Below are 22,584 nucleotides of genomic sequence, written 5' to 3'. Positions count from 1 at the left end.
TTCGATTCTTCTTTTTGAGAAGAACAGCCAACGATAGAAAGAACAACGAGCATAATAGTAAATAAAATAAATAGCTTACGTTTCATCCTGATGTAACCCCTTTAATTAGTATTGATAATCATTATCGACTTCTGTATATTAAGGTGCTTTAACCTTTCTGTCAATGGAAAATAACAGAAGTTTCAAGTGGAGAACATTTGTTGGGGCAGTCTCGCTTTTCTATCATTAAATATGTTAAAATGGAATACATGATTTAAGAGGGAGAGATCGTATTTTGTTTGAATATGTTACAGGTTACGTGGAGTATGTAGGGCCGGAATATGTCGTAATTGATCATAATGGAATTGGTTATCAAATTTTCACACCAAATCCGTATGTATTTCAAAGAAGTAAGCAAGAAATCCGTGTCTATACATATCATTATGTGAGAGAAGATATTATGGCACTTTACGGGTTTAAAACACGTGAAGAGCGTTTATTATTTACAAAGTTGTTAGGCGTGTCTGGCATTGGGCCAAAAGGAGCTCTTGCAATTTTAGCTTCTGGTCAAACAGGACAGGTCGTTCAAGCGATTGAGCATGAAGATGAGAAGTTTTTAGTGAAATTCCCAGGCGTCGGAAAGAAAACAGCACGCCAAATGATTTTAGATTTAAAAGGAAAACTAGCAGATGTCGTACCAGATGCATTTGTTGATTTATTCTCAGACACAGAACGTTTTGATGAGAAGAAAGGTTCATCAGCTGAGCTTGATGAGGCACTGGAAGCTCTCCGCGCACTTGGATACGCAGAACGCGAAGTTTCTCGTGTTGTACCAGAGTTATTAAAAGAATCATTAACGACGGATCAGTATATTAAAAAGGCACTTAGTCTTTTACTAAATGGTAAGAGGTGAGTATAATGGACGAACGTCTCCTTTCAGGGGAATCTGCATATGAAGATGCGGATTTAGAATATTCATTACGGCCACAGACGCTCCGTCAGTATATTGGCCAAGATAAAGCAAAACATAATTTAGAAGTATTTATTGAAGCGGCGAAAATGCGTGAAGAAACGTTAGATCACGTGCTTTTATATGGACCACCAGGTCTTGGTAAAACGACGCTTGCGAATATTATTGCCAATGAGATGGGCGTTAATGTTAGAACAACTTCAGGTCCCGCAATTGAAAGACCAGGAGATTTAGCTGCTGTATTAACAGCGCTTCAGCCAGGGGATGTATTATTTATTGATGAAATTCATCGTTTGCATAGATCAATTGAAGAAGTATTGTATCCTGCGATGGAAGACTTTTGCCTTGATATTGTAATTGGAAAAGGGCCTTCAGCACGTTCTGTACGCCTAGATTTACCGCCATTTACATTAGTTGGAGCAACAACACGTGCTGGAGCATTATCGGCACCGCTTCGTGACCGCTTCGGTGTACTTTCAAGGTTAGAGTACTACACAGTAGATCAGCTTTCTGCGATTGTTGAACGTACAGCAGAAGTATTTGAAGTTGAAATCGATTCGTTAGCTGCATTAGAAATTGCAAGACGTGCTCGTGGTACACCTCGTATTGCGAATCGTCTTTTAAGACGTGTACGTGATTTCGCGCAAGTTCGTGGTAACGGAACGGTTACGATGGAAATTACACAAATGGCATTAGAGCTACTGCAAGTAGATAAATTAGGTCTAGATCATATTGATCATAAATTACTGCTTGGTATTATTGAGAAATTCCGTGGCGGTCCAGTTGGATTAGAAACGGTTTCAGCAACAATTGGAGAAGAATCTCATACGATTGAAGATGTGTATGAGCCGTATTTATTACAAATTGGTTTTTTACAACGAACGCCAAGGGGCCGAATTGTAACGCCGCTTGCGTATGAACATTTCGGAATGGAGATACCAAAAGTATGACGGAGATGCCAAAGCTGCTTATTACAGCCGGGATCTTACTCATCGTTGTTGGATTAGCTTGGAAGTTCATTGGAAGGCTTCCAGGCGATATTTTTGTGAAAAAAGGAAACGTTACCTTTTATTTTCCTATCATTACATGTATTGTGTTAAGTATTGTATTATCTTTTATTATGTATATAATAAATCGATTTAAATAAGAAATAGGTGGATATAGCTATGGATATAAATCTGTTTGATTTTCATTTACCAGAAGAACTTATTGCACAAGTCCCGTTAGAAGATCGTGAAACATCAAGATTAATGGTGTTAGACCGTGAAACAGGTGATATTGAGCATAAACATTTTACGGATATTCTTTCTTACTTACATGAGGGGGATTGCTTAGTTTTAAATGAAACGAAAGTTATGCCTGCTCGTTTGCACGGTGTGAAAGAAGATACAGGCGCGCACATTGAAGTACTTCTTTTAAAACAAGAAGAAGGTGATAAGTGGGAAACGCTTGTAAAGCCAGCGAAACGTGTAAAAGAAGGAACTGTTATCTCTTTTGGCGAAGGGAAATTAAAAGCAACTTGCACAGGAACTGCAGATCAAGGTGGACGCCAGCTTGAATTTTCATATGATGGCATCTTCTATGAAATTTTAGATGAACTTGGGGAAATGCCGCTTCCTCCATATATTAAAGAGACGCTGGAAGATCGCGATCGCTATCAAACAGTATATGCGAAAGAAATCGGTTCAGCAGCAGCGCCGACTGCGGGACTTCACTTTACAGAAGAGTTACTTGAGAAGTTAAAGCAAAAAGGCGTTCAGTTAGCATTCATTACACTTCACGTAGGACTTGGAACATTTAGACCAGTTTCTGCAGACACGATTGAAGAACACCATATGCACGCAGAATATTATCATATGTCTGAAGAGACAGCGGCATTATTAAATCGTGTGAAAGAGAATGGTGGACGTATTATTACTGTAGGTACGACATCAACTCGTACGTTAGAAACAATTGCAACAGATCATGACGGTAAGCTCTGCGCCGCTTCTGGATGGACAGATATTTTCATGTATCCGGGATATGAATTTAAAGCAATTGATGGTTTAATTACAAACTTCCATTTACCGAAATCAACATTAATTATGCTTGTAAGTGCATTTGCAAATAGAGATAATGTACTTCATGCTTATAATGAAGCAGTAAAAGAAAAATATCGTTTCTTTAGCTTCGGTGATGCAATGTTCGTTGCATCTCACGCTAAAATGAGAAACAAATAAAAGGAGTAAGTTATGACAGCAATTCGTTATGAATTTATTAAGACATGTAAACAAACGGGTGCCCGTTTAGGTCGTGTGCATACGCCGCACGGTTCATTTGATACACCAACATTTATGCCAGTTGGTACACTTGCAACAGTTAAGACAATGTCACCAGAAGAATTAAAAGCAATGGATTCTGGCATTATTTTAAGTAATACGTATCATTTATGGCTACGTCCAGGTCATGAAATTATTCGTGAAGCAGGCGGCTTGCATAAATTTATGAACTGGGATCGTGCAATCTTAACAGACTCTGGTGGTTTCCAAGTATTCAGTTTAAGTGACTTCCGTCGTATTGAAGAGGAAGGCGTTCACTTCCGTAATCACTTAAATGGAGATAAATTATTCTTATCACCAGAAAAAGCGATGGAAATCCAAAATGCATTAGGTTCAGATATTATGATGGCATTTGATGAGTGTCCACCATTCCCAGCTACTTTTGAATATATGAAGAAATCTGTAGAGCGTACGAGCCGCTGGGCAGAACGCTGCTTAAAAGCGCATGAACGTCCGCAAGATCAAGGTTTATTCGGTATTGTACAGGGCGGGGAGTACGAAGAGCTTCGTCGTCAAAGTGCGAAAGATCTTGTTTCAATGGACTTCCCTGGTTACGCTGTAGGTGGTTTATCTGTTGGTGAACCGAAAGATATTATGAACCGTGTTCTTGAGTTTACAACACCACTTCTTCCAGATAATAAGCCTCGTTACTTAATGGGTGTAGGTTCTCCTGACTCGTTAATCGATGGCGCAATTCGTGGGATTGATATGTTTGACTGTGTACTTCCAACTCGTATCGCTCGAAATGGTACATGTATGACAAGTGAAGGTCGCCTTGTTGTAAAAAATGCGAAATTCGCAAGAGACTTCGGTCCGCTTGATCCAAACTGTGATTGCTACACATGTAAAAACTACTCACGTGCGTACATTCGTCACTTAATGAAATGTGATGAAACGTTCGGAATTCGTTTAACGTCTTATCACAACCTTCATTTTCTGTTAAACTTAATGGAGCAGGTGAGACAAGCTATTCGTGAAGACCGTCTTGGCGATTTCCGCGAAGAGTTCTTTGAACAGTATGGCTTTAATAAACCGAATGCTAAAAACTTCTAATACATAATTTAAAAGGAGGAACAAAAGATGAATGCAGGTATGATGAATATCGTTATGATCGTTGCGATGTTTGCGATTTTCTATTTCTTATTAATTCGCCCGCAACAAAAACGTCAAAAAGCAGTTGCTCAAATGCAAAGTGAGTTAGCAAAAGGTGATGCTATCGTAACAATCGGTGGTTTACACGGTACAATCGAATCAGTAGATGAGACAAAAATCGTTATTAAATCTGGTGGTTCACACTTAACTTTCGATCGCAATGCGATTCGTGAAGTTGTGAAAAACTAATGTGGAAGGCCCTGCATGAAATGTGCAGGGCCTTTTTTAGTTACTTTGCTTTGACATATTTACACCGAAAATACCACCGAGTGTACTCGCCCCCATTAATGCTAATTGATATAGTAATTGTGAGTTCGATAAGGTTTGAGAAAAGCCTAAATAGTTAACTAGAAAGACGAGTATAGTGAACGTGAGCCCTGTTGTGAAACCTACTAGCCAACCTTTTCCTTGAGCCTTTTTGCCGGCAGTAAATCCAGACATAAGCATAGATAAAAGAGCGAGTATAAAAATAGTAACGGTTAATGTCCCTTCATTTATATTCGTAAACTTTAATAAAAGAGCCATAATCATACTAGTAATAGATGCGAGAATTAGTAGCGTAACAATACCGAAGCCAATTGCAGTTGATAATTTTTTCGTTCCATCCATTTATGCATTCCCCCTTTTTAATACAAGCATATTTTCCTTTTGCTCAAGTTAGACTAGTTTCTTTTTTATAGGGGAGTCTATACGTAAAAAAGGAGATGTAGAAATGGAATGGATATCGGTAATTGGACGGACAATGCTTTTGTATATCATCATCTTAATTATTTTTCGTCTTATGGGTAAACGTGAGATAGGAGAGCTAAGTGTATTAGATTTAGTCGTATTTATTATGCTTGGAGAAATGGCTGTAGTAGCAATTGAAAATACCGATAAATCACTTTGGCATCAATTAGTTCCGATGACTTTTCTTATGTGCATACAAATCATTTTGTCAGTCATTTCATTAAAGTTTCAACGATTTCGGCATTTAATAGAAGGTGAACCAGCAATTATTATTAATGCGGGAAAGATTGATGAAAAAAAGATGAGAAACCAACGATATAATATTGATGATTTAATGATGCAATTAAGGGAACAAGGAGTTGGAGATATTCGGGATGTAGAATATGCTATTTTGGAACCGTCTGGGAAGTTATCTGTCTTTCAAAAACAAAAAAATAAACAAGATACATTGCAGTTTACGCTTCCTCTTATTATTGATGGAGAAATTCAATCTAGTCATTTACAAATGATTGAGCATACAGATGAATGGCTTATTGAGAAATTAAAAAACTTAGGTTATAACGATATAACACAAATTTTATACTGTAGTTTTCAAAATGGACAATTTTTTGTTGATGTAAAAGAAAATTAGAGACTTATCCTTTGGAAGAGTAAGAATGATTAGTATAACTAATAATCAGTGGAGATTACCCCACTGATTAAAGTTTCACCTTATTTCAAAAATGAAAGCTTACGAATGATAGGGAGACGACTTAACTCTTCTTTTCGAATGAGTTTGAAAGTGAAGAGAAGTACGATATAAACAATTGTTGTTAAAGTGATTTCCCATAATGTTTGTATGCCAAGGGAATGAGAGAAAATAATATATTTATGAAGATAAAAACCGAAGGCGCCTGCGATACCGATGGCAAGTCCGCCGAAAATATAGTCTTTTGCGTAAATGGTAAATGTAATCTTTTTTAAAACAGTAGCGTAGTGAAGAAATGTTACTGTTACAATATTTGCAGCAATAGCAAGTGCAACCCCCATCATTTGAAACTCTGGCCTTGATGCTAGTACAAAAATAACGATTAATTTCACGATGGCACCAATAAATGTATTCATCATTGCGGCTCTTGCTAAGTTTAAAGCTTGCAAAACAGAGGTAAGTGGACTTTGGAAATAATGAAATAAAAAGCAAGGCGCAAGAAGTTGAATGAATGCTGTTGCGCTGTCTGATCCATACATAAGAGTTAAAACAGGAGAAGCGAATACGTATAATATAACGACAGACCATCCGCCGGTAATTAATGAAATTCGAAGTGCTTGTTGTAAACGGTGCTCTACTAATTTATGTTGTCTTTTTGCCATTGCTTCACTAATAGAAGGAACGAGCGCTGTAGAGAGAGCGTATGTAATAAAGGCGGGTAGTGATAGGAGCGGGAATGCATAACCGTTTAATATACCGTATTGCTGGGTTGCAACAGAAGCAGCGACACCAGCGATTGCTAAGCTTTGCATAACGACAATAGGTTCAAAAAAATATGAAACGGAGCCGATTAAACGACTTCCTGTAGTTGGAAGGGCAATATCCATCAGAGAATAAAATGTCCCTTTGCTTTCCTTTACAGTAGTGAAAAATCCAGAGCGTATTGATAAATGTTTTTCTCGCTGAAATAACGTGAGTAAAAATAATAAGGATGCAACTTCACCGAGAACAGCTGATAACATAGCGCCGGCTGCAGCATATTCTATGCCGTAAGGTAAAAATAATTGAATGCATATAGCGATAATGGTAATGCGGACGACTTGTTCTAGAACTTGCGCATAAGCGCTAGGTTTCATGTTTTGTTTCCCTTGAAAGTAACCACGCAACACAGAAGAAACAGCAATAACAGGAACAACGGGCAAAATGGCCATTAATGGATAGTAGGTTCTTTCGTCGGTTAATAATGTTTTTGCTAAAATAGGTGTGAGGAACATAATTCCGATTGTTAAAATGATACTAATAACGGATGTAACAGCTAGTGATACGGTTAATATTTTTTTAACTCTTTGTTTATCGTTCACAGCTTCCGCTTCTGCTACAAATTTTGCGATTGCGACAGGAAGACCAATTTGTGTCAATGTAATTGCTAAAATGAATGTAGGAACGGCCATCATATAAAGACCAACGCCTTCTTCTCCTAAAATACGTGCCATTACTATGCGGTTGATAAAGCCGAGTATTTTTGTAATAAAGCCGGCTATCATTAAAATAAATGCGCCTTTTAAAAAGCTTTGTCTCGTCATGTTCTTCTCCTACCTTCTCAAAATCAATGGAATGATTTACAATAATTTATATGCACGTACGAGACAAGAATGACAAGCATTTAAGAGAGTGAAGTATGATAGTGCTCTTGAAAGTAGTTATTGCTGTCCATTAGAGCGGGATTAAAGCGACTTTTTCGTGCTGAAATAAGAAGGGGATGTTTATAGATGTTAGATAGAGAGGCTTTGGTAGAATCATACCGCGGACAGTTACAAGTCGTTTTAGAAAGTAAAGTAGAAGAGTTTCAAATGTTCGGTTACGACCGAGTGACAGATGATGACATTTGGAAGTTTCTTAAAGTGAAAAAGTGGAAGAAGATAGACAGCGATGTTAGATTGTATGAATTAGTTAATGACGTATTAACAGTAACAGCTAATGAATATATGACATATTTAACTGTTGAAGCTTACCAAGCGCCACTTTGGTCATTTGATGAGTACGAAAATAAATAACCGACTGCAATTGGTTTGTTCTTCCTTTTGCAGTATAATGATATGTATTGATAAAGAGGAAATAATTATGTCTAAGATTATATATAAAGGAGGTAGTGAAGAGGAAAATAAATGATGGAAGTGTAGGTAGTGTAAAAGCTTACCTATAGAGCTAGTGATGAACTAGCAAAAATTATAGAAAGGAAGTCTACTAACTAGGCGTATGCACACGTATAGCAGTGAATCGTAAGAGATTTATTGAAAGTGTTAGTAGCAGAAAGAGGGTACATATGGCAAAGCGTGGTACGAGAATTGCCGCCTTTTTCCTCATCGTCTTATTAATCGGTGGAGTAATTGGTGCGGCAGGAAAAGACATAGCAAAAGGAATTAGTCTAGGACTAGACCTTCGCGGTGGTTTTGAAATTCTGTATGAAGTAAAACCAGCCAAAAAAGGTGATAAAATCGATCGAGATGTACTTGTAAGTACAGTAGGTGCTCTTGAAAATCGTGTCAATGTTCTCGGTGTAAGTGAGCCGAACATTCAAATCGAAGGGCAAGATCGAATTCGTGTACAGCTTGCTGGTGTACAAGATCAGCAAAAAGCACGTGAAATGTTATCAACACAAGCGAAATTAACATTCCGTGATGTGGATGATAACCTTCTTATGGATGGAACGGATTTAAAAGGCGGCGGAGCGAAGCAAACATTTGATGAGCAAGGCCGTGCGAGCGTAGGTCTTACACTAAAAAGCGCTGAAAAATTCCGTGAAGTAACTGAAAAAATTTCTAAAATGCCACCACCAACGAATTTAATGGTAATTTGGCTTGACTTTGAAGAAGGAAAAGATTCGTATAAAGCAGAATCTGCAAAACCGAATCCGAAATTCTTATCAGCAGCAACAGTAAACCAAGTATTTAACCAAGCTGAAGTATCTATCGTAGGTGGAAACTTCACAGTTGAAAGTGCGAAACAACTTTCATCTTTATTAAATGCAGGTGCACTTCCTGTTGATTTAAAAGAAATGTATTCAACATCTGTTGGAGCGAAATTTGGTCAACAAGCGTTAGAGCAAACGATTTTCGCTAGTGCGATTGGTATCGCTCTTATTTTCTTATTTATGCTTGTATTCTACCGTTTACCAGGACTTGTAGCGGTTATTATGTTAGGGTTATACATTTTCGTTACATTACTTGTCTTTAACTGGATGCATGCAGTTCTTACGTTGCCAGGTATTGCAGCGTTAGTGCTCGGGGTAGGTATCGCAGTTGATGCAAATATTATTACGTACGAGAGACTGAAAGAAGAGCTGAAAATTGGTAAGTCAATGATGTCGGCATTCCGTGCTGGTAACCATCGTTCATTAGCAACAATTCTAGATGCAAACGTTACGACTCTTGCAGCAGCTGGTGTGTTATTCGTTTATGGTAATAGCTCTGTAAAAGGATTTGCAACAAGTTTAATCGTAAGTATTTTAGTTGGTTTTATTACGAACGTATTCGGTACTCGTTTCTTACTAGGTCTACTTGTAAAGAGCCGTTACTTTGATAAAAAACCAGGATATTTTGGTGTGAAACAAAAGGATATTATTCCATTAACAAAAGGTGTAGTACATCCGCCAACAAGATTTGATCGTATTAATTTCGTAAATATCGGTCATAAATTCCTTATCTTCTCGATTGTAGTTGTAATTGCGGGTGCAATTATCTTACCAATTTTCAAATTGAATCTTGGTATTGACTTTGCGAGTGGTACACGTATCGACTTGCAATCAAAACAAGCCGTTACTGTGTCTGATGTTCATAAAGATTTTAAAGAATTGAACATTGATGTGAAGGAAGAAAATATTGTACCGACTGGAGATGACAATAAAGGTTTCGCAGTTCGTACATTAGGTGTTTTATCAAAAGATGAAATTGCGAAAACAAAAACATTCTTCCACGATAAATATGGTACAGATCCAAACGTAAGTACAGTTTCACCGACAATCGGTAAAGAAATTGCACGAAATGCATTTATCGCAGTACTGATTGCTTCTGCGGTTATCATTTTATACGTAAGTATTCGTTTCCGATTTACGTATGCGTTATCTGCAGTACTTGCATTATTACATGACGCATTCGTTATGATTGTTATGTTTAGTATTTTCCAACTAGAGGTAGACTTAACGTTTATTGCTGCAGTACTAACAATCATCGGTTATTCTATTAATGACTCGATTGTTACATTTGATAGAAACCGTGAATTATACAAACAGAAAAAACGAGTGCGCGATATAAAAGATCTAGAAGAAATCGTAAATGCAAGTATTCGCCAAACGCTTGGTCGCTCGATTAACACCGTATTAACAGTGTTATTCCCAGTAATTGCACTGCTTATCTTCGGTAGTGAGTCACTACGTAACTTCTCGTTTGCGCTACTTGTTGGATTAATTGTAGGTACGTACTCTTCTGTTTTCGTTGCCTCTCAAATTTGGTTAATGCTTGAAAACCGTCGTTTGAAAAAGGGAAAAAACAAGAAGAAGGTTGAGAAAGTAGAATCTGAACCGCAAGTATAGAAAAGATGATGTCTCTTTATGAGGCATCTCTTTTTTCGTTTGTGGATACAATAAGATAGCAACTTTTTAACAGAAAGAAGATGGAAGAAAGTGGTGGTGCTATCGCTGTTTTTGTTAAAATAAAAAGATAGGTTAAGAAAAGAAGGGATTTTAATTATGGAAAAAGATGAACGTTTTAAACAGGCCGAGTTTGGTGCTATTGTCGGGATCGTTGGTAATATTATATTAGCGATTGTAAAGGCGGTAATTGGTTATATTGGGAACAGTAAAGCGCTATTAGCGGATGCCGTGCATTCTGCATCAGATGTAATAGGTTCGCTAGCTGTACTTTTTGGATTGCGAGCGGCAAAGCAGCCACCTGATGAGGATCATCCGTATGGTCATGGTAAAGCGGAATCGATTTCAGCGATTATTGTTGCGGTATTATTATTTATTGTGGGACTTGAAATCGCGATTTCGTCTATAAAAGCTTTTTCGCAAGAACTAGAACCGCCGAAAGGAATTACGATATTTGCTGTTGTTCTTTCAATCGTCGTGAAAGAAGGAATGTTTCAATATAAATTCCGATTAGGGAAAAGAGTAAACAGTGATGCAATTATTGCAAATGCATATGAGCACCGTTCGGATGTATTTTCTTCAATTGCAGCTTTAATCGGTATTTGTGCAGCTATAATAGGTGGTAAGCTTGGTATAGACTGGCTTGTATACGCTGATCCAATTGCGGGATTAGTTGTTTCACTTCTTGTTGTAAAAATGGCATGGAGCATTGGAGCGGAAGCAATTCATGCAACGCTTGACCATGTTCTTCATGAGGAGGATGTTATTCCGCTTAGAGAAGCAGTTCTTCAAGTAGATGGTGTGAAAAAAATTGGTTCTTTATATGCACGGGAGCATGGTCATTATGTTATTGTCGATATTAAAGTGTCCGTAGATCCATACATTACTGTAGAAGAAGGACACCGTATTGGAAAACATGTGAAAGAAATACTTATGAAACAAGATAATGTACAAAATGTATTCGTACATATAAATCCGTATTCTCCAAATTAAACATCATTAACATTTTAGTATATAGATATTGCATCGTAGTTTGCATTATATTGTCACCCCTTAATCTGTCTTGTATAATGAACAGGTTAAGGGGTGATTTCGTGTTACAACCGAAGACGCGTTGGAAAGAAAAAGAATATAATGACGAGCGAGTGAGTGAATTAGCAAGTAAATTACAGTTATCGCCACTTGTCGTTTCGTTATTCCTCGGTAGAGGACTCGATACAGAAGATAAGATTTTAGATTTTTTAAATACAGAAAATCAAGAATTTCATGATCCATTTTTATTAGAAGGAATGGATAGAACGGTAGAACGTGTAAATAAGGCGATTCAAAATGGAGAGCAAATATTAATATTTGGTGATTACGATGCGGACGGAGTAAGTAGTACGACAGTTTTATATCTTGCTCTTCAAGAATTAGGTGCAGAAGTAGAATTTTACATTCCAAATCGTTTTACAGAAGGGTATGGACCGAACGAAGAAGCATTTCGTTGGGCGCATAGCGCAGGGTTCTCGCTAATTATTACTGTCGATACTGGTATTGCAGCGGTACATGAAGCGAATGTAGCGAAAGAGCTTGGAATAGATCTAATTATTACAGATCACCATGAGCCACCGCCAGAATTGCCAGAAGCACTTGCGATTATACATCCGAAATTAGATGGCGGTGTATATCCGTTTCACTATTTAGCTGGTGTAGGTGTTGCGTTTAAAGTTGCGCATGCACTATTAGGCCGTGTACCAGAACATTTATTAGAGATCGCAGTAATCGGTACAGTAGCCGATTTAGTATCACTTCATGGTGAAAATAGGTTGCTAGTGAAACGCGGTTTAAAACATATGCGTATGACGAGAAATATTGGTTTGAAGGCATTGTTTAAAGTTGCTAACGTTTCGCAAAGTGAAATTACCGAAGAGAGTATTGGTTTCTCAATTGCACCTCGTATTAATGCGGTTGGGCGTTTAGAAGATGCTGCGCCGGCTGTACACCTTTTATTATCAGATGATCCAGAGGAAGCGAAAGAGCTAGCTGAAGAAATTGATGAGCTGAATAAACTGCGAAAAGATATTGTAAAGCAAATTACAGAAGAGGCTATCGCTGAAGTGGAAAATAACTTCCCACCAGAAGAAAATAAAGTATTAGTACTTGCGAAAGAAGGCTGGAACCCAGGGGTAATTGGAATTGTTGCTTCGAAATTAGTTGAACGTTTTTATCGTCCGACGATTGTATTAAGCATTGATCCTATAAAAGAAACAGCAAAAGGCTCAGCACGTAGTATTGCAGGATTTGATTTGTTTGCAAATTTATCAGATTGTAGAGAGTTATTACCACACTTCGGAGGGCATCCGATGGCAGCGGGAATGACGCTACATATGAATGATGTAGATGAATTACGTCGCCGCTTAAATGAACAAGCAGATGCAATTTTAACAGAAGAAGATTTTATTCCAATTACAGCAGTTGATGTTTTTTGTAAAGTAGAGGATGTAACGCTAGCGGCAATTGAAGATATGCAAAAACTAGCCCCGTTTGGTGTTGGAAATCCGAAACCACGTATTGCAGTAAAAGATGCAGAGTTAGAAAGCATTCGCGCAATCGGATCAGATGGCTCTCATTTAAAAATGGCTCTTCGTGATGGACAAGCAACACTGGATACAATTGGATTTGGCTTTGGTGCATATGCGAAAGAAATCTCTCCAGTTGCAAAAGTATCTGTAATAGGAGAAGCGTCTATTAATGAATGGAATAACTTTAAGAAGCCACAACTAATGGTACAAGATATTGCTGTAGAGGCGTGGCAATTATTTGATTGGCGTAGTATGCGTAATGCAGAAGCAAATTTAGCAGAACTTCCGAAAGAAAAAATAACAATGGTGTATTTTTCTGAAGAGGTATTGAATAAATTTTCTTTAGAGAGCTATAAAGAAAAGCTCATGCATGCTTCAGAAGTAACGCATTTAGATGATCAATATATCGTGTTACTTGATTTACCAAAAGGAACAGATGAATTACGTGAGCTATTTAAGGTAGGATTCCCAGCGCGAATTTATACGCTATTTTATCAAGAGAATAACCACTTATTTAGTACAGTTCCGACGAGAGAACACTTTAAATGGTACTATTCTTTCTTAAGCCAAAAAACACCATTTTCTTTAAGACAATATGGAGAACAACTATGTCGTCATAAAGGTTGGTCAAAAGATACAGTAAATTTCATGACACAGGTGTTTTTTGAGTTAGAATTTGTTACAATAAAAGATGGCGTCATTTTTATGGCAGACAAAAAACAAAAGCGTGATTTAATTGAATCGAACACATATCGTGAGAAAATGAACCACTTACAATTAGAAAAAGAATTGGTTTATAGCACATATCAGCAACTATATACATGGTTTGAAACGATTCGTAATCATAAAGAAGTAGAACAGTTAGGGTAAAGGATTTGTATTTACAAACCTTTTAGATCTGAGGAGGATTCAGAAATATGGATTTCAAGCAACATATCGCAATTGTACCGGATTATCCGAAAGAAGGTATTGTATTTAAAGACATTACACCTTTAATGAATGACGGTAAAGCATACAAAGCAGCAACAGACGCAATCGTTGAGTACGCAAAAGAAAGAGATATCGATGTTGTAGTAGGACCAGAAGCTCGTGGTTTCATTATCGGTTGCCCAGTTTCTTATGCGTTAGAAGTAGGATTTGCGCCAGTTCGTAAATTAGGAAAATTACCACGTGAAGTAATTACAGTTGACTACGGTAAAGAATATGGTAAAGACGTTTTAACAATCCATAAAGATGCAATTAAGCCAGGTCAACGCGTATTAATTACAGATGATCTATTAGCTACAGGTGGAACAATCGAAGCGACAATTAAGTTAGTTGAAGAGCTAGGCGGAGTTGTAGCAGGAATTGCATTCTTAGTAGAACTTACTTACTTAGATGGTCGTAAAATGTTAGATGGTTACGATGTATTAGTATTAGAAAAATACTAATCACTATATAGGTAAAACTACGGTGATAAAAAGTACCCGTGAATCTCTTGGAGAGGAGCGGGTACTTTTGTATAATTGAACAAAAAATTATGGTGAAATGTCAGTAAAATCTTTTCCTTTTCACAATTCACAATCATTGGGTTATAATGATAGAATATAATTTATTCTATTAAATAAAGATAAAGTCAATTTTCAATAAAAGGTGATTCGATGGCAAATGAGCAGGTACTAACAGCTGAACAGGTACTCGAGAAAGCAAGTCAATATTTAGCGGATGAAGATATTGAGCTAGTGGCACGTGCCTATGAATATGCACGTGATGCGCATAGCGAACAATATAGAAAATCGGGTGAACCGTATATTATTCATCCGATTCAAGTTGCAGGTATTTTAGTTGATTTACACATGGATCCAGCTACGGTATCAGCAGGTTTCTTACATGATGTAGTGGAAGATACAGAGATTACGTTAGAAGATATTGAACGGGAATTTAACAAAGAAATTGCTATGCTTGTTGATGGCGTTACAAAGCTTGGGAAGATCAAATATAAATCTCACGAACAACAACAAGCAGAAAACCATCGCAAAATGTTTATTGCAATGGCTCAAGATATTCGAGTTATTTTAATTAAACTAGCTGATCGTCTTCATAACATGCGTACATTGAAACATTTGCCTCAAGAGAAGCAGCGTCGCATAGCGAATGAAACGTTAGAAATCTTTGCACCTTTGGCACATAGACTCGGAATTAGTACTATTAAATGGGAGCTAGAGGATACGTCACTTCGCTATTTAAATCCACAACAATATTATCGTATTGTAAATTTAATGAAGCGTAAACGTGCAGAACGTGAAGAATATTTAGACGAAGTAATGACTGGTATTCGTGAGAAATTAAAAGAAGTTGCAATTCAACCTGAGATTTCTGGAAGACCGAAACATATTTACAGTATTTATCGTAAAATGGCACTGCAAAATAAGCAGTTCAATGAAATTTACGATTTATTAGCTGTACGTGTCGTTGTAAATAGTATTAAAGATTGTTATGCTGTGCTTGGAATTATTCATACGTGCTGGAAGCCGATGCCAGGTCGTTTTAAAGATTATATTGCAATGCCAAAAGCAAATCTATATCAATCTCTTCATACGACTGTAATTGGACCGAAAGGTGATCCACTTGAAGTGCAAATTCGTACGAAAGAAATGCACGAAATTGCAGAATTCGGGATCGCGGCACACTGGGCATACAAAGAAGGAAAAACAGCAGAAACAACAGGTACATTAGAGAAGAAACTCACATGGTTCCGTCAAATATTAGAATGGCAAAATGAAGCTTCTAATGCAGAAGAATTTATGGAGTCATTAAAAATTGATTTATTCTCTGACATGGTATTCGTCTTTACACCGAAAGGCGATGTAATGGAATTACCACTTGGATCTGTTCCGATTGATTTCGCGTATCGTGTCCATTCGGAAATTGGGAATAAAACAATTGGTGCAAAAGTAAACGGGAAAATGGTGACGCTGGATTATAAATTAAAAACAGGCGACATCATTGAAATTTTAACGTCGAAACATTCATATGGCCCAAGCCAGGATTGGGTAAAACTTGCTCAAACATCTCATGCGAAAAATAAAATTCGTCAATTCTTTAAGAAACAACGTAGAGACGAAAATATTGAAAAAGGCCGTGAACTTGTTGAAAAGGAAGTACGTGGTCTAGAGTATGAGATGAAAGAAGTATTGGCGCCGGATAACTTAAAACGCGTCGCTGAGAAATTTAACTTTGCAAATGAAGAAGATATGTTTGCAGCAGTTGGATATAGCGGAATTACAGCTTCGCAAATTGTTACGCGACTAACGGACAAGTTCCGCAAACAACGCGAAGAAGAAGAAATTGTTGAAGTTAAAGAAGTCCGTAAACCGATGAAAATTCGAAAATGGGATTCTGGTGTAAAGGTAAGCGGTGCTGATAATTTATTAATCCGTTTATCGAAATGCTGTAACCCAGTTCCGGGCGATGATATCGTTGGGTATATTACGAAAGGCCGAGGTGTATCAATTCACCGCCGTGATTGTGTAAATGTTCATACAGAAGAAGCTGTAGAACGATTATTAGAGGTAGAGTGGGAAGGTAGCCCTGAAAAAGAAATTGAGTATAACGTTGATATTGAAATTTCAGGTTACGATCGCCGCGGTTTATTAAATGAAGTACTGCAAGCTGTTACAGAGACGAAAACATACATTTCAGCTGTTTCTGGTAGAAGTGACCGTAATAAGATGGCAACAATTAATATGTCAATCTCGATTCGTAACTTACAACACTTGAAAAAAGTAGTAGAACGCATTAAACGCGTTCCAGAAATTTATGCAGTACGACGCATGATGCATTAATAGGGAGTGTAGAAAGATGAGAGTTGTTTTACAACGATCAAAGAAAGCGTCTGTCACAGTAGACGGTGAGATCGTAGGACAAATTCCGTTCGGTTTAACATTACTAGTTGGCATTACGCACGAAGATACAGAAAAAGATGCAACTTACATTGCGGAAAAAATTGCAAACTTACGTATTTTTGAAGATGAGAGCGGAAAGATGAATCATTCTGTACTTGATGTAGAAGGACAAGTTCTATCTATTTCGCAATTCACATTATACGGAGATTGCCGCAAGGGCAGACGTCCAAACTTTATGGATGCTGCGAAACCTGATTATGCAGAGCGTTTATACGATTTCTTTAATGAAGAAGTTCGTAAACAAGGATTACATGTGGAAACAGGGAAGTTTGGAGCAATGATGGACGTTTCTTTAATCAATGATGGTCCGGTGACCTTAATTGTAGAAAGTAAATAGTGTTCATAAAAAAGAGAGGGTTATATAATCCTCTCTTTTTTATACATTGTTGTATGTTTTGTTCATTTATTTGGAATCAATAGCAGTTTCGGTTATGTATAACTCTCTCATCAATATGGAACAATAAAAAGCAAAACATCCATATTGAATGTGAGGGATATACGTATGCGTATGAATGAAAAAGGGCATTCTGTTACAAATGGTGCAAATCAACTGTTTAACGTGAATTTTCATGATTTTATTTCAAAAGAGCAAAACAATACTTCAATGGAGCTTGCTTCGGAGTTTGGGATTTCTCTTCAAGATGTAAAGCGTTTAAAGAAGCAGATTGAACGTTCTTAGAGCACTTGACAATCCTACTTAACAAACGTATAGTAATTTTATATTTACATATGAATATAACCGTTGATAGAGAAGAGTAAATGAGACACACATGGAAAGAGAAGGAATGTCTTAGGCTGAAAACATTTCTGCATGATGACTGATTGAATGACACTCTAGAGGTTTCAACTTGAACGGCATATATGCTTAGTAGGGATGAACGCATATTTAAGCGTTATTAAAAAAGTGGAAGCATACGTGCTTCAATTAGGGTGGCACCACGGGTATAATACTCTCGTCCCTACTGTTTAAACAGTAGAGGCGGGAGTTTTTTTATTTTTATTAAGATTAAAACAATTTGAGGAGGAACTGAATATGTCTATTCAAATCCCACGCGGAACGCAAGATATTCTTCCAGGCACTGTTGAGTTATGGCAGTATATCGAAGGGCAAGCACGCGAAATTTGCCGTCGTTACAATTATAAAGAAATTCGTACACCAATTTTTGAACACACTGAGCTATTTTTACGCGGTGTTGGTGATACGACAGATATCGTACAAAAAGAAATGTACTCATTCCAAGATCGTGGAGAGCGTAGCTTAACATTACGTCCAGAAGGTACTGCACCTGTTGTACGTTCTTACGTTGAAAATAAAATGTTTGGTGATGCGACACAACCAACGAAATTATACTATATCGGTCAAATGTTCCGTTATGAAAGACCACAAGCAGGTCGCTATCGTCAATTCGTACAATTCGGTATCGAAGCAATCGGCAGTAATGACCCTGCAATTGATGCAGAAGTAATTGCACTTGCTGTTGAATTTTACCGCGGCATGGGCTTGAAAAATATTAAAGTTGTATTAAACAGTTTAGGTGACGCAGCGAGCCGTCAAGCACACCGTGATGCATTAATCGCACACTTTGAGCCACGTATCGGCGAATTCTGTTCTGACTGTCAATCTCGCTTAGAAAAGAACCCACTTCGAATTTTAGACTGTAAGAAAGACCGTAACCATGAATTAATGGGAACAGCACCATCTATTACAGAATACTTAAACGAAGATTCAGCAGTATACTATGACAAAGTTCAAGAACTATTAACGATGATGGATGTTCCATTTGAAAAAGATCCGAACTTAGTGCGTGGTTTAGACTACTATCAACACACTGTTTTTGAAATTATGAGTGAGGCAGAAGGTTTCGGTGCGATCACTACATTAAGCGGTGGTGGCCGTTATAACGGACTTGTACAAGAAATCGGTGGACCAGAAATGCCAGGTATCGGTTTTGCAATGAGTATTGAACGTTTAATTATGGCGCTAAAAGCTGAAAACATTGAATTACCACTTGAACATAGCATTGATTGTTACGTTGTAGCGCTTGGCGAAAAAGCGAAAGACCATGCTGCAAAAGTTGCGTTCGATCTTCGTAAAGCTGGATTGTCAGTTGAAAAAGATTATTTAGATCGCAAAATGAAAGCACAATTTAAATCAGCAGATCGTCTAAAGGCGAAATTTGTAGCTGTATTAGGAGAAGATGAGCTAGATAAAGGCATCATTAACTTAAAAGATATGGCAACAGGTGAACAAGAAGAAGTAGCGTTAGATGTATTTGCTTCATACGTAGCAGAGAAATTAATATAGGGGGAACTTACAGTGGCTGAAAGAACACATGCATGTGGAAAAGTAACAGTAGAAGCTGTTGGACAAACAGTTCAATTAAAAGGTTGGGTACAAAAACGCCGTGACTTAGGTGGATTAATCTTTATCGATTTACGTGACCGTACAGGTATCGTACAAGTTGTATTTAACCCAGAAACATCAAAAGAAGCGTTAGAAGTAGCAGAAACAATTCGTAGCGAATACGTATTACACGTAGAAGGTACAGTTGTTGAACGTGGTGAAGGCGCAATTAATGACAATATGGCAACTGGTCGTATTGAAGTACAAGCAACAAAAGTAAATGTACTAAATGCAGCGAAAACAACGCCAATTATCATTGCTGATGATACAGATGCATCAGAAGATGTGCGTTTAAAATATCGTTATTTAGACTTACGTCGTCCTGTAATGTTCAACACATTCAAAATGCGTCACGATGTAACAAAAACAATTCGTAACTTCTTAGATACAGAAGAGTTCTTAGAAGTAGAAACACCAATTTTAACGAAAAGCACGCCAGAAGGAGCTCGTGACTATTTAGTGCCAAGTCGTGTACATGATGGTGAATTCTATGCATTACCACAGTCACCACAGTTATTTAAACAGCTTCTTATGGTCGGCGGATTTGAGCGTTACTATCAAGTAGCACGTTGTTTCCGTGATGAAGATTTACGTGCGGATCGTCAACCAGAATTCACGCAAATCGATATCGAAGCTTCATTCTTAACACAAGATGAAATTTTAGATATGATGGAGCGTATGATGACGAAAGTTATGAAGGATGCAAAAGGTGTAGAAGTGAGTGCACCATTCCCTCGTATGAAATATGCTGATGCAATGGCTCGCTACGGTTCTGATAAGCCAGATACACGCTTTGAAATGGAACTAACAGACTTATCTGAGTTTGCAGCAGATTGTGGCTTTAAAGTGTTTACAAGTGCTGTAGAAAGCGGCGGACAAGTAAAAGCAATTAATGCAAAAGGTGCTGCAAGTAAATATTCTCGTAAAGACATCGATGCATTAACTGAATTCGTGAAAGTATACGGTGCAAAAGGTCTAGCTTGGCTTAAAGTTGAAGAAGACGGCCTAAAAGGACCGATTGCGAAATTCTTCGGTGAAGAAGATGCAAATGTGTTAATGAGCACATTAGAAGCTACTGCTGGCGACTTATTACTATTCGTAGCAGATAAGAAGAGCGTTGTTGCAGATAGCTTAGGCGCACTTCGTTTACGTCTAGGTAAAGAGCTTGAGTTAATTGATGAAAGTAAATTTAACTTCCTATGGGTAACTGATTGGCCACTACTTGAGTACGATGAAGATGCAGATCGTTACTTCGCAGCTCACCACCCATTCACAATGCCATTCCGTGAAGACGTTGAGTTACTAGAAACAGCACCAGAAAAAGCACGTGCACAAGCATATGACCTTGTATTAAACGGTTATGAGCTTGGTGGTGGATCACTTCGTATTTACGAGCGTGACGTACAAGAAAAAATGTTCAAAGCACTTGGATTCTCACAAGAAGAAGCGCAAGAGCAATTCGGATTCTTATTAGAAGCATTCGAATACGGTACACCACCACACGGCGGAATCGCATTAGGTTTAGATCGTCTTGTTATGTTACTTGCAGGCCGTACGAACCTTCGTGATACAATTGCATTCCCGAAAACAGCAAGCGCAAGCTGCTTATTAACAGAAGCTCCAAGCCCAGTTGCAGAATCGCAGCTTGAAGAACTGAACTTAAAATTAAGCTTGAAAGAAGAGAAGTAAGAATAGGGTCTAGATGGTTATACTATAACCGTCTAGACTTTTTTTGAGAGGTTGTTTAAAAAGTCCGGTTTAGATAACTGTCGCATCTCATCGTTGCTTCGCCAGTCCGGTGCTCGAGTAGTGTTTCTACACTGTGCTCCTCCTGGCTTCAGCGCCTCGATCTGCTCGGTTCTCTAAATCCTCTTTTTTAAACGTGTATTTAGGAAGAAATAAAATTCTGGTCTATGTTTTCATTCTCGAAATATGTATTTTTAGGAATTCTATAACTTTTTCTATACAAATAGTCGGAAAAACGCTAGAATACATGGTAGACCATTTTTGTAATAGGAGTGTAGAGCTGAATGTTACATCAATTTTCACGTAATGAATTAGCCTTCGGTAAAGAAGGACTTGAAATATTAAAAAATAGTACAGTCGGTATTTTAGGAATTGGCGGTGTAGGTTCTTTTGCAGCTGAAGCGTTAGCACGTTCTGGCGTAGGACGTCTCGTATTAGTTGATAAAGACGTTGTAGATATTACAAACGTAAACCGTCAAATTCACGCTTTAGTATCTACTGTAGGACGTTCAAAAGTAGAATTAATGAAAGAGCGTATCGCGGACATTAACCCAGAGTGTGAAGTAATTGGACTAGAAATGTTTTATACAGATGAAACATATGAAGAGTTCTTTAAGTACGGTTTAGACTTTGTAGTGGATGCATCTGATACGATTACGTTCAAAATTCATTTAATTAAACAATGTTTACGTCGTAAAATTAAAATTATCTCAAGTATGGGTGCAGCGAATAAAATGGACCCAACTCGTTTCCGTATTGCGGACATCTCTAAAACACATACAGATCCAATTGCGAAAGTCATTCGTACGAAGCTTCGTAAAGAGGGGATTAAAAAAGGTGTAAAAGTTGTCTTCTCTGACGAAAACCCAATCGTAATTCGTGAAGAAGTACGTAAAGAAATTGTACCAGACGAGAATGCAAAAATTCGTAAGGCGAAATTACCGCCTTCATCAAATGCATTCGTACCATCTGTGGCAGGCTTAATTATGGCAAGTCACGTTGTACGTGAACGCATTAAAAACGTAGAAGTGAAACGTGTAGGGCAAGAATAAAAGAAAAGCATATATCCATTTTGGATATATGCTTTTTTATATGTATTAAAGAAATATGAATATTTGCATCACTACTAGTTCAAATGTAAGTAAGGTTAGTAAGCAATAATCATATTTATCTGATTTATAGGCGGATGTCTTTTTTAGACTGTTAATGGTGAAAAGAGCTAAAGTTAGGACGAGAAGGCCAAGAGTTATTTTGAAGATTATTAATGAAATAGCAACCATCTCCCTTTAAAGGTATATGTTTATAATAACATTTTAGTAAAAAATATCTAATCCGTTTTAGGAGTTTCCTTGTATGACAAGGAGGAATGTTATTGTCAATCTTTGTCGTTAAATCGATATCCTTTATTGAATCGTTGATATATTGCAAGTTGTGATAGATATATT

The 22,584-nt window shown here is 37.5% G+C and carries 20 protein-coding genes and 1 other annotated feature; of the genes, 18 read left to right on the top strand and 2 right to left on the bottom strand.

What is annotated here, in order from left to right; genetic code table 11:
* Positions 1 to 274: 274 nt before the first annotated feature.
* Genes ruvA through yajC form a run of 6 tightly spaced genes read left to right on the top strand, consistent with a single transcriptional unit; the run spans position 275 to position 4,608 of the window.
* Positions 275 to 892, top strand: coding sequence for a Holliday junction DNA helicase RuvA (ruvA, locus tag MR107_RS24685; protein WP_000464511.1), 618 nt, complete (start codon positions 275 to 277; stop codon positions 890 to 892).
* Between the two features lie 5 nt (positions 893 to 897).
* The gene (ruvB, locus tag MR107_RS24680; RefSeq protein WP_000344449.1) at positions 898 to 1,899 is read left to right on the top strand and encodes a Holliday junction branch migration DNA helicase RuvB; all 1,002 of its coding nucleotides are present in this window, start codon (positions 898 to 900) and stop codon (positions 1,897 to 1,899) included.
* Positions 1,896 to 2,096, top strand: coding sequence for a DUF2905 domain-containing protein (locus MR107_RS24675; protein WP_000138162.1), 201 nt, complete (start codon positions 1,896 to 1,898; stop codon positions 2,094 to 2,096). Before ruvB ends, MR107_RS24675 begins: the two co-directional genes overlap by 4 nt.
* 19 nt (positions 2,097 to 2,115) lie before the next feature.
* Complete coding sequence (queA, locus tag MR107_RS24670; protein WP_000354014.1) at positions 2,116 to 3,168, top strand: tRNA preQ1(34) S-adenosylmethionine ribosyltransferase-isomerase QueA; 1,053 nt, start codon at positions 2,116 to 2,118, stop codon at positions 3,166 to 3,168.
* 12 nt (positions 3,169 to 3,180) lie between these two features.
* On the top strand, positions 3,181 to 4,320 hold the full coding sequence (gene tgt / locus MR107_RS24665) for a tRNA guanosine(34) transglycosylase Tgt (protein ID WP_000125365.1): 1,140 nt from the start codon (positions 3,181 to 3,183) through the stop codon (positions 4,318 to 4,320).
* A gap of 27 nt (positions 4,321 to 4,347) precedes the next feature.
* A complete protein-coding gene (gene yajC, locus MR107_RS24660) occupies positions 4,348 to 4,608 on the top strand; it encodes a preprotein translocase subunit YajC (RefSeq protein WP_000991115.1) in 261 nt (86 codons plus the stop codon).
* A 36-nt stretch (positions 4,609 to 4,644) separates the two neighbouring features.
* Here the strand turns inward: yajC and MR107_RS24655 are convergent, their stop codons facing one another.
* Positions 4,645 to 5,028 (bottom strand): TIGR04086 family membrane protein, encoded by a 384-nt coding sequence (locus MR107_RS24655; RefSeq protein WP_000349148.1) that lies wholly within the window; start codon positions 5,026 to 5,028, stop codon positions 4,645 to 4,647.
* A gap of 103 nt (positions 5,029 to 5,131) precedes the next feature.
* Between MR107_RS24655 and MR107_RS24650 the strand changes: the two genes are divergently transcribed.
* Complete coding sequence (locus MR107_RS24650) at positions 5,132 to 5,779, top strand: DUF421 domain-containing protein (RefSeq protein ID WP_000454838.1); 648 nt, start codon at positions 5,132 to 5,134, stop codon at positions 5,777 to 5,779.
* Between the two features lie 80 nt (positions 5,780 to 5,859).
* Here the strand turns inward: MR107_RS24650 and spoVB are convergent, their stop codons facing one another.
* On the bottom strand, positions 5,860 to 7,419 hold the full coding sequence (spoVB, locus tag MR107_RS24645; RefSeq protein ID WP_000198301.1) for a stage V sporulation protein B: 1,560 nt from the start codon (positions 7,417 to 7,419) through the stop codon (positions 5,860 to 5,862).
* A 186-nt stretch (positions 7,420 to 7,605) separates the two neighbouring features.
* Between spoVB and MR107_RS24640 the strand changes: the two genes are divergently transcribed.
* The 11 genes from MR107_RS24640 to MR107_RS24590 all read left to right on the top strand — a co-directional run bounded on the left by MR107_RS24640 (position 7,606) and on the right by MR107_RS24590 (position 22,191).
* Positions 7,606 to 7,890: a post-transcriptional regulator gene (locus MR107_RS24640; RefSeq protein ID WP_000886980.1), complete on the top strand. Its 285-nt coding sequence runs from the start codon at positions 7,606 to 7,608 to the stop codon at positions 7,888 to 7,890.
* A 269-nt stretch (positions 7,891 to 8,159) separates the two neighbouring features.
* Positions 8,160 to 10,424, top strand: a complete 2,265-nt coding sequence (gene secDF, locus MR107_RS24635; RefSeq protein ID WP_001119066.1) for a protein translocase subunit SecDF — start codon at positions 8,160 to 8,162, stop codon at positions 10,422 to 10,424.
* A 156-nt stretch (positions 10,425 to 10,580) separates the two neighbouring features.
* Positions 10,581 to 11,474, top strand: a complete 894-nt coding sequence (locus tag MR107_RS24630) for a cation diffusion facilitator family transporter (protein WP_000409743.1) — start codon at positions 10,581 to 10,583, stop codon at positions 11,472 to 11,474.
* A gap of 101 nt (positions 11,475 to 11,575) precedes the next feature.
* Entirely contained in the window at positions 11,576 to 13,915 is a 2,340-nt protein-coding gene (gene recJ / locus MR107_RS24625) for a single-stranded-DNA-specific exonuclease RecJ (RefSeq protein ID WP_000941229.1), read from the top strand.
* A gap of 47 nt (positions 13,916 to 13,962) precedes the next feature.
* On the top strand, positions 13,963 to 14,475 hold the full coding sequence (locus MR107_RS24620; RefSeq protein WP_000346215.1) for an adenine phosphoribosyltransferase: 513 nt from the start codon (positions 13,963 to 13,965) through the stop codon (positions 14,473 to 14,475).
* 210 nt (positions 14,476 to 14,685) lie between these two features.
* Complete coding sequence (gene relA, locus MR107_RS24615; protein ID WP_001262795.1) at positions 14,686 to 16,869, top strand: GTP diphosphokinase; 2,184 nt, start codon at positions 14,686 to 14,688, stop codon at positions 16,867 to 16,869.
* A 16-nt stretch (positions 16,870 to 16,885) separates the two neighbouring features.
* Entirely contained in the window at positions 16,886 to 17,326 is a 441-nt protein-coding gene (locus MR107_RS24610; protein WP_001266965.1) for a D-tyrosyl-tRNA(Tyr) deacylase, read from the top strand.
* Positions 17,327 to 17,491: 165 nt separating this feature from the next.
* On the top strand, positions 17,492 to 17,668 hold the full coding sequence (locus tag MR107_RS24605; protein WP_001242605.1) for a hypothetical protein: 177 nt from the start codon (positions 17,492 to 17,494) through the stop codon (positions 17,666 to 17,668).
* Between the two features lie 54 nt (positions 17,669 to 17,722).
* Positions 17,723 to 17,953, top strand: a binding site (T-box leader).
* Positions 17,954 to 18,022: 69 nt separating this feature from the next.
* Positions 18,023 to 19,294, top strand: a complete 1,272-nt coding sequence (gene hisS / locus MR107_RS24600) for a histidine--tRNA ligase (RefSeq protein WP_000027084.1) — start codon at positions 18,023 to 18,025, stop codon at positions 19,292 to 19,294.
* A gap of 12 nt (positions 19,295 to 19,306) precedes the next feature.
* Positions 19,307 to 21,082 carry an aspartate--tRNA ligase gene (gene aspS / locus MR107_RS24595; RefSeq protein ID WP_000840892.1) on the top strand — a complete coding sequence of 592 codons (1,776 nt, stop codon included), beginning with the start codon at positions 19,307 to 19,309 and terminating at the stop codon, positions 21,080 to 21,082.
* A gap of 341 nt (positions 21,083 to 21,423) precedes the next feature.
* The gene (locus MR107_RS24590; RefSeq protein WP_000903179.1) at positions 21,424 to 22,191 is read left to right on the top strand and encodes a tRNA threonylcarbamoyladenosine dehydratase; all 768 of its coding nucleotides are present in this window, start codon (positions 21,424 to 21,426) and stop codon (positions 22,189 to 22,191) included.
* Positions 22,192 to 22,584 lie beyond the last annotated feature (393 nt).

Source organism: Bacillus cereus group sp. BfR-BA-01441, from assembly GCF_022663075.1.
Lineage (GTDB): Bacteria > Bacillota > Bacilli > Bacillales > Bacillaceae_G > Bacillus_A > Bacillus_A cereus.
Note: the sequence above shows the minus strand (reverse complement) of the source record. Positions and strands in the feature narration are given on the sequence as shown.